Source organism: Caldisalinibacter kiritimatiensis (assembly GCF_000387765.1).
GTDB classification, from domain to species: domain Bacteria; phylum Bacillota; class Clostridia; order Tissierellales; family Caldisalinibacteraceae; genus Caldisalinibacter; species Caldisalinibacter kiritimatiensis.
Genome location: NZ_ARZA01000066.1, coordinates 69,522 through 76,555, shown reverse-complemented (window position 1 = coordinate 76,555; position 7,034 = coordinate 69,522). Strand labels below are relative to the sequence as shown.

At 29.6% G+C, this 7,034-nt stretch carries 8 protein-coding genes and 1 other annotated feature; of the genes, 1 reads left to right on the top strand and 7 read right to left on the bottom strand.

The window, feature by feature from the left end; translation table 11 throughout:
• The first annotated feature begins 167 nt into the window (after window positions 1–167).
• Window positions 168–359, top strand: coding sequence for a 50S ribosomal protein L28 (gene rpmB, locus L21TH_RS03330; protein ID WP_006308926.1), 192 nt, complete (start codon window positions 168–170; stop codon window positions 357–359).
• A gap of 189 nt (window positions 360–548) precedes the next feature.
• Here rpmB and L21TH_RS14225 read toward each other — a convergent pair whose 3' ends face one another.
• From L21TH_RS14225 to pknB, 7 genes are all read right to left on the bottom strand, one after another.
• On the bottom strand, window positions 549–695 hold the full coding sequence (locus L21TH_RS14225) for a hypothetical protein (protein ID WP_006308925.1): 147 nt from the start codon (window positions 693–695) through the stop codon (window positions 549–551).
• 11 nt (window positions 696–706) lie between these two features.
• Window positions 707–892, bottom strand: coding sequence for a hypothetical protein (locus tag L21TH_RS03325; protein WP_006308924.1), 186 nt, complete (start codon window positions 890–892; stop codon window positions 707–709).
• Between the two features lie 130 nt (window positions 893–1,022).
• Window positions 1,023–2,414, bottom strand: coding sequence for an asparagine--tRNA ligase (gene asnS, locus L21TH_RS03320; protein WP_006308923.1), 1,392 nt, complete (start codon window positions 2,412–2,414; stop codon window positions 1,023–1,025).
• Between the two features lie 61 nt (window positions 2,415–2,475).
• Window positions 2,476–2,729, bottom strand: a binding site (T-box leader).
• Window positions 2,730–2,830: 101 nt separating this feature from the next.
• Entirely contained in the window at window positions 2,831–3,466 is a 636-nt protein-coding gene (locus tag L21TH_RS03315) for a thiamine diphosphokinase (protein WP_006308922.1), read from the bottom strand.
• 32 nt (window positions 3,467–3,498) lie between these two features.
• The gene (rpe, locus tag L21TH_RS03310) at window positions 3,499–4,155 is read right to left on the bottom strand and encodes a ribulose-phosphate 3-epimerase (protein WP_006308920.1); all 657 of its coding nucleotides are present in this window, start codon (window positions 4,153–4,155) and stop codon (window positions 3,499–3,501) included.
• A gap of 1 nt (window position 4,156) precedes the next feature.
• Complete coding sequence (gene rsgA / locus L21TH_RS03305) at window positions 4,157–5,032, bottom strand: ribosome small subunit-dependent GTPase A (protein WP_006308919.1); 876 nt, start codon at window positions 5,030–5,032, stop codon at window positions 4,157–4,159.
• 19 nt (window positions 5,033–5,051) lie between these two features.
• Entirely contained in the window at window positions 5,052–7,028 is a 1,977-nt protein-coding gene (gene pknB, locus L21TH_RS03300; protein ID WP_006308918.1) for a Stk1 family PASTA domain-containing Ser/Thr kinase, read from the bottom strand.
• Window positions 7,029–7,034 lie beyond the last annotated feature (6 nt).

Below are 7,034 nucleotides of genomic sequence, written 5' to 3'. Positions count from 1 at the left end.
CATTACAAATTAAGGGAAAGTAAAGTTTTTACTGGAAATTAGATGCGAAATCTCTGATAATTATATATTTTTATTGCAATAATATGCATAAATATGATAAAATAATGTTTGCTAATAGTGAAATCTATATGATAACATATAGAGTATAAATCGAGGAGGTGTTCAAAGTGGCAAAATACTGTGAAGTATGTGGTAAAGGTAAAGTATCAGGTCATAGAATTACACACTCTGACCGTAAAATAAAAAGAACTTGGAGTCCTAACGTACGAAGAGTTAGAGCTATCGTTAACGGTACTCCAAAAAGAATATATGCATGTACTAGTTGTTTAAAATCAGGAAAAGTTGAAAGAGCTTTATAATTTTACTGGCTTCCAATTTATATGGAAGCCTATTTAATTATTTAACTTAATTACACAATATATAAAAGATATATCTCCTTATATAAAAAGAAAAATAACAAAAAGTTATCCTCTTATTATTTTTCTTAATAATTTACCTATTATTTTAGGTACTTTTATATATATTACTCTCATAAATTTACCCTCCATCTAATAACTGTATAAAAACCATCCTAATTTTATTAATAATAATCCTACTAAAGCTAATATAATCCATTGAGGAAGTTTAGTTAAAGTCCATATAAAAGCAATAACAATTATTCCAATTATGACAAATTTAAGTATTTTACCAAACATCCTATCCCCCTTTACCACATTCTATATAAGGTCCAACCTAAAATTAAAAGTAATACTCCTAGTAAAAATATCCAAAATGTTAATGGAACAACTTGTATAATTATTACTACACCTATAACTGCCAATATTATTCCTAAAATCTGCTTATAGCTCTTTCTGAAAAAAAAGTTCTTTTTTTTAAAAGGAAATTTAAACAATCCTATCACTCCTCTAGCTGCTGCTATAATATATAATATTCAAAACTTAAATAAGCGTTAATTCAAGATTAAAAATAAAAAAAGGTAGCACTTAAAGCTACCTTTTCCTAGTTTATATTCATTTAATTTCTTAAAATTCTACATTTTTAGGTGTTCTTGGAAATGGTATAACATCTCTTATGTTGTCCATTCCAGTAAGATACATCACAGCTCTTTCAAAACCAAGTCCAAATCCTGCATGCTTAGTTCCACCATATTTTCTTAATTCTAAATACCACCATAAATCTTCATCATTCATCTCTAGTTCCTTCATTCTTCTTTCTAACACATCTAGTCTTTCTTCTCTTTGACTACCACCTATAATTTCACCTACACCTGGAGCAAGTAAATCCATAGCTGCTACTGTCTTATTATCATCATTTAATCTCATATAGAATGCTTTAATATCCTTTGGATAATCTGTTACAAAAACTGGTTTTTTGAATACTTTATCTGTTAAATATTTCTCATGTTCTGTCTGTAAATCTGCTCCCCATTCAACTGGGTACTCAAATTTATTTTTATTTTTCTCTAGTATTTTCATTGCTTCTGTATAAGTAATTCTTTCAAAATCTGAATTAACTATATTTTCTAGCCTTTCAATTAATCCTTTATCGATAAATTTGTTGAAAAATTCCATTTCCTCAGGAGCATTTTCCATAACATACTTTATTATATATTTCATCATATCTTCTGCTAATTCCATATCTTCTTTTAAGCCTGCAAATGCAATTTCTGGCTCTACCATCCAGAATTCTGACGCATGCCTTTTAGTATTAGAATTTTCAGCTCTAAAGGTAGGTCCAAATGTATATACTTTTCTAAATGCTAATGCATATGCCTCAGCTTCTAATTGTCCACTTACAGTCAAGTTCGCATCTTTTCCAAAGAAATCCTTTGAATAATCTACTTTTCCATCATCAGTTTTAGGCGTGTTTTCTAAGTCTAGAGTTGTTACTCTAAACATTTCTCCTGCTCCTTCTGCATCACTAGCAGTAATTATAGGTGTATGAACATAAACAAATCCTCTTTCTTGGAAAAATTTATGTATTGCATAAGCAGCTAAAGAACGTACTCTAAATACAGCAGAAAATGTATTACTACGAGGTCTTAAGTGCGCAATACTTCTTAAATATTCAAATGTATGTCTTTTCTTTTGTAGTGGATAATCTGAATTAGATTCTGCATCTAAAATTACTTCTTTTGCTTTTATTTCAAATGGTTGTTTTGTATTAGGTGTTTCAACTAAAATTCCTTTAACTATAATTGCACTACTTACTGGAAGTTTTGATATTTCTTTAAAGTTTTCTAGTGTTTCTTCAAAAACAATTTGAAGATTTTTAAAAAAAGTACCATCGTTCAATTCGATAAATCCAAATTTTTTAGAAGCTCTTACTGTTCTTACCCAACCTGAAACCTGAATTTCTGTATCGTAGTATTTGTCTGGATTTCTGTAAATATCTTTAATTAGCGTATTAGTCACCTTTACTACCTCCTTATATTATTCTTAAAAAATGTAAAATAAAAAAAGCTAATCATCCACATGTAGGGACGAAAAGCTTTTTCGCGGTACCACCCTAATTGTCATTATTCAATGACCACCTCAACCAATACTGAAATAAAATTCAATATTGCCCACATGTAACGGTGTGGCTCCGTCTAAATCTACTCTTCTAAATAAGAATTTCGGTTAGAGACTCCGAGATGTTCTTCAATACAGTATCAGTATCGGCCTTCCACCATCACCGACTCGCTTTGACTGATTAACTGTATCTACTCTTCTCTTCATAGTCTTTATTCATATCAACTTATTTTAGTTAATGATTATTATAATATTGTTTTATTGATTAGTCAATCATTTATTAATTGCTTATTTTATATTTTTATAATTAGTTTAACTTAATCTCTGGATTTTATTACTAAAGCAACTCCATTTTTTATATTTATGCTCCCTTTTTTGTCTTTAATTTCATTACTAATCCCTAGAGTTGAACCTATTTTAATATCAATATTTTCAGTTTCATATTCAAAACCTTTAAGTGTAACTCCTTGTAAATCATTTACCAATGGAATAATTGAAACATAAGTTCCATTTTGCCTTTGCAAATTCAAGCTATTATCCGTAATATAAATTTCATTGTTTGAATCAATTATTTTTCCCTTTACACCTATTTTTAATAGCTTATAAAGTAACATTATATTTGAAAGTGTATGGTCTAATCTATTGCCAGTTACTCCAGTAAAAATAATTTCATTTACCCCTTTTTCAATTGCATATTCAATAGCTAATTCAGTATCAGTCATATCTTTTTTAGTAGGATATTTAAATATTTTTATATTATTATTCTCAATAACTTTTAAGGTGCCTTTGTCAATTGAATCTAAATCTCCTATTACAATATCAGGCTCTATATTTGCTTTAATTGCGTAAGCTGAACCTCCATCTGCACAAATTGTTAAATCTACTTGCTTGTGTAACTCTACTAATATTTTAGTATCTTTAATATTTCCACTAGATATAATAAGAGCTTTCATTCTATCACCTTGCAATTTTATTTTGTCTTCCTTTATCGATTTATTAAATCCTTAAACTTCTTAGTCTGTTTAATTACATCTTCAGCTTTAAATATAGCAGAACCTGCAACTATAACATCTGCTCCCCAATCAATAACTTCTCGTACATTTTCTAACTTTACACCACCATCAACTTCAATTTCTACATTTAAACCTTTATCTTTAATCATTCTTTTTAATTCTATTATTTTATGCTTCATTTCTTTTATCAAACTTTGACCTCCAAAACCCGGATTTACTGTCATAACTAATACCATATCTATATCATTTAAAACATACTTAATGTTTTCTAATGGAGTGGATGGGTTTATAGCTATTCCCGCTTTTACGTCATAACTCTTTATATTTTGTATAGTTCTATGAAGATGTGGTGAAACTTCTTGGTGAACTGTAATAATATCAGCTCCTGCATTAACGAAATCTTCTATGTACCTTTCTGGTTTTTCAATCATTAAATGTACATCAAAAGGTAATTTAGTTACTTTACGTAAGCTTTTTATTACAGGTATTCCAAGACTTATATTAGGTACAAAATGACCATCCATTACATCTAAATGTATTAAATCTGCTCCACCTGTTTCAACTTCCTTAATCTGCTCTGCTAATCTTCCAAAATCCGCCGACAATAAAGATGGTGATAATTTTGCCATTTTAATACCTCCTAATTTTCTCTAGTTCTTCCAAAAACATCAGATAGTTTTCATATCTAGACCTACTTATTTCTCCTTTTTCTACAGCTTCTTTAACTCCACAATTAGGCTCTTTATTATGTCTGCAACTATTAAATTTACAATTAACACTATGTCTACATATATCTTTAAAATAGCTATCTAAATCTTCAATTTCAACAAAATCAATATCTAGTGAACTAAATCCAGGGGTATCTACTACCCATCCTCCAAAATCCAGTTCAAGTAACTCAGCATATCTTGTAGTATGTTTTCCTCTTTTTGTCTTTTTGCTTATTTCTCCTGTCTTGAGCTGTAGGTTAGGTTGTATGTTATTAAGTAAAGTTGACTTTCCAACGCCTGAAGGCCCAGCCAAAACTGTGATTTTGTCCTTGAGTGTTTCTTTTAACTTGTTTATACCTTGTCTAGTAATCTTACTAGATGTTATGACTTTGTAACCTGCTTTTATATATATGTTGCTAAGCTCTCGTACTTCGTCCTCAGTTGCTAAATCTATTTTATTAAAGCATATAGTCACATCTAAATTTTGCTTCATAGCAAGAAGTAAAAATCTATCTAATAACCAAAGATTTGGGTTTGGATGTTTAACTGCAAAGACAAAAAGAGCATGATTGACATTTGCTACTGGGGGTCTAATAAGTTCACTCTTTCTTTCAAAAATTTTTTCAATATATCCTGTATTATCTTCATCTGATATTCTAATCTGTACTCTATCTCCTACCAATGGAGTAATTTTATTCTTACGGAAAACTCCTCTAGCTCTACATTCAATAACTTTATCTTCCGCTTTTACGTAATAAAAACCACCAACTCCTTTTATAATTATTCCTTCGTTCATTTACTGACCTCCTTAAATTTTATATCTCTTTTTGTCCTTTAAATTCTCCATCTATATACACTTCAAATTTTGTTCCCTTTGTACCCTTAAGGTTAACTATTATCTCTTCCTCACTTGCTTTATGTTTCTTATTGTAAACTAATTCTTTAGTATTATCTGTTATTTTTATTATTCTTACTTCTACTTCATCTTTTTCCTTCGGTAATTTTATTAAAAATTGTACTGATTTTTGTTCTTCAATCGAATTTTGATTTTCATTTTGTTCTTCAGATTGATTCATTTCTTCATTTCCATTATTTTGCTCAGTTGTAGTTTCATTCTCTTTCGGTCCACTACTTACAACTAGATTTATTGGTGTATTTTCTTCTACTTCACTTCCTGCTGGATAACCTTGTTCTATAACTATATTTTTTTGATATTCTTCACTAGGTTTATATATAATATCACCAACAGAAAACCCTCTAACTATAATGTCTTTTTTAGCTTCTTCAATATCTTTACCAATAAGACTTGGCATTAAAATGTAGTTAATTTCAGGGCCTTTACTGATTACTATATCTACTTTACTGCCTTCTGGTACCATTGAATCTGGTTTAGGATTTTGACTAATTACAATGTTTCTAGGAATAGTTTCACTGTGTTTATAAGTTGTATTGCCTTCAATTAAATCAGCATCACTTAATAATATATCTAATTCATATGAATACTTATTTATTAAATCTGGTACCTTTACCATCCTCTGACCTTTGCTTACTACTACTTCAATTGGCGAACCTTCTTTTCTTGTAACACCTGGTTTAGGGGTTTGTTTTATTATGTGCCCTTCTGTATAATCACTATTAAACTCTCTATATTTAACTACAAACTCTAAGCCTAAATCTTCAGCTTTTTTTCTGGCTATATCTTCTTGTAATCTAATTAAGTTTGGTACTTCAATTTCTTGACCTATTATATAAGATTTTAAATAATTATATCCTATCATCCCTATGCCTGTCGCTAATGCTAAAGCTAGCAATACAGCAGCTACTGTAACAATTGTTCGTGTATTTTTACTTTGTTTTTTTTCTTTTTTCTTCTTTTTATTTTTTTCCTTTTCCATTATCATATCATCCTTTACTGCTGGAATTACTCTTGTTGGTGAATCAGTATAATCTTTAAATTCTATACTTTCATTGTCTGAACCCAACTCAACCTTTTTCAAGTCCTTTAATAATTCTACAGCATTATTATATCTAAGGGTCTGGTCCTTTTCTACAGCCTTCATAATAATTTTTTCTATATTCTTAGGTATGGTATTATTAATTACACTTGGAGGAACCATATCCTCTTGAACATGTTTTAAAGCTACTGATATTGGACTATCTCCTTCAAAAGGCACTCTTCCTGTTATCATCTCATACATTACAATACCTAATGAATAAATATCTGACTTTTCATCAGTGTAGCCACCTCTTGCCTGTTCTGGTGAAAAATAATGTACTGAACCTATTACATTACCGGTGTTAGTTACTGTTGATGATGTAGCCGCTCTAGCTATACCAAAATCTGTTACTTTTATTCTACCATCATCAGTTACTAATATATTATGCGGTTTAATATCCCTATGAACTATATGATTTCTATGGGCATGATTTAATGCTTCAGCTATCTGTGTAGCTATGTTTATAGTGTCTTCAGGATTAAGTTTTCCTTTTTCTCTAATTAATTCTTTTAAAGTCTTCCCAGCTATATATTCCATTACAATATAATAAATATTATCTTCCACTCCAGTATCATATATATTGACAATATTAGGATGTGATAAGCTAGCTGCTGCTTGTGATTCTCTTCTAAACTTCTTTATAAAATCTTCATCATTAGTAAACTCTGGCCTTAAAATTTTAATAGCTACATATCTATTTAATAAGCGACATTTAGCTTTATAAACTAAAGCCATTCCACCTCCGCCTACTTTTTCAACTATTTCATATCTATTCCCCAATACTTTTCCTATCATGGTATC

Coding starts and splice junctions, on each gene's coding strand:
- L21TH_RS03315 (WP_006308922.1), bottom strand. CDS start 3,466: ATGAAAGCTCTTATTATATCTAGTGGAAATATTAAAGATACTAAAATA.
- L21TH_RS14225 (WP_006308925.1), bottom strand. CDS start 695: ATGTTTGGTAAAATACTTAAATTTGTCATAATTGGAATAATTGTTATT.
- rpe (WP_006308920.1), bottom strand. CDS start 4,155: ATGGCAAAATTATCACCATCTTTATTGTCGGCGGATTTTGGAAGATTA.
- rsgA (WP_006308919.1), bottom strand. CDS start 5,032: ATGAACGAAGGAATAATTATAAAAGGAGTTGGTGGTTTTTATTACGTA.
- pknB (WP_006308918.1), bottom strand. CDS start 7,028: ATGATAGGAAAAGTATTGGGGAATAGATATGAAATAGTTGAAAAAGTA.